Annotated in this window: 2 protein-coding genes; both read right to left on the reverse strand. The window is 30.9% G+C overall.

Features of this window, described 5'->3' with window-relative positions:
• On the reverse strand, positions 1-504 hold a 504-nt coding region (locus STRDD04_RS01060), incomplete at its 3' end, for a hypothetical protein (protein ID WP_197460060.1).
• The gene (locus STRDD04_RS11665; RefSeq protein ID WP_142322404.1) at positions 501-647 is read right to left on the reverse strand and encodes a CRISPR-associated endoribonuclease Cas6; all 147 of its coding nucleotides are present in this window, start codon (positions 645-647) and stop codon (positions 501-503) included. The genes STRDD04_RS01060 and STRDD04_RS11665, both read right to left, overlap by 4 nt.
• Positions 648-1,149 lie beyond the last annotated feature (502 nt).

Here is a 1,149-nt window from a genome sequence, read left to right on the forward strand (position 1 = left end):
AGTTGCCTCCGTAACTAACTTTGTTTTAATATCTTCAAATGTTTGGTTTAACTCTTGATTAGTTGAACCAAGAGTTATTATAAGAGGATGAAATGTGACTGAGTTACCTCTTAACTTTGTGAAATAGTCAGTTGCTGGTTTAATAGCTTTTTTTAGTAAATCTTTCTTTAGACTGACTTTATTGGTGTCGGAGAACTCATTTCGAAAATCCTGATAATCCTTCATTGAAAAAGATCCATTTTTTATAGCAAAATGTCTATATATCTCTTCCCAAGAAGATGTAGCAGTTCCAACCAACAAAACCTTACTGACATTGATTTCAGTCCGCTCTGTGAGATAGTATTCATAAGTAAATTTTGATGTCACTTCTTTTTTTGAGATAGGGTCATAATAATTCGTTTTAGTGTAACCGAACTTATTGTCTTTAATAGAGTCTTCATCTTTAATTTGATCTTCTGTGGGTCTAATCGCACCTAAAAAAGCAACTAAAATTCCCTCTGTCATTTCATTTCCTCCATTCTAAATATTCCAAAATCTCGAGAATTCTTTTCACCAAGACTGATATTATAAAGCAAGTGCATAGGTTCAGGACTGGCAAACAGGTGAATATTTCTCATATAAGCCTTGATAGAAGTTTTCTTATACAATTAGTTTATTCTTTTAATTCTTAGGAAATAGTGATATATAACTTGCATAAAGCTTATAACCTCAATTGTTGTCTAATCTTATTTTGACTGATCTTACAGGAGCCAACCCTCCTTCTATAAACTCAGCTGACATGTAAAGCTTTCTTCATAAAAGAGAATACCATATAGTAAACTCTTCCTAAGAGTATATCTCAATCACTCATTGGGATTAGAAACGTAAAATATAAGTTTCAAAAAATTATAATCTGACTTGAACTATGGATACTAAAATATCCCAATAAACAACTGAAGATGAAGCATAAAACTTCCTAATACCTGCTATCTAACGATATGCTTCCTTAACTACATTTCTAAAATTTAGTCTTACTAATATTAAAGTAGGAATTGGAACTTGGCACTCCATGTAACATCTACTCTAAAGCTCCTTCCGATATTATTATACAAATAAATTAAATGATTTTTAGTTATATTATAGCATAAAGTGTTAGCGTTTCCAATTTGT

The sequence above is a fragment of the Streptococcus sp. DD04 genome, assembly GCF_001578725.1.
GTDB lineage: Bacteria > Bacillota > Bacilli > Lactobacillales > Streptococcaceae > Streptococcus > Streptococcus sinensis.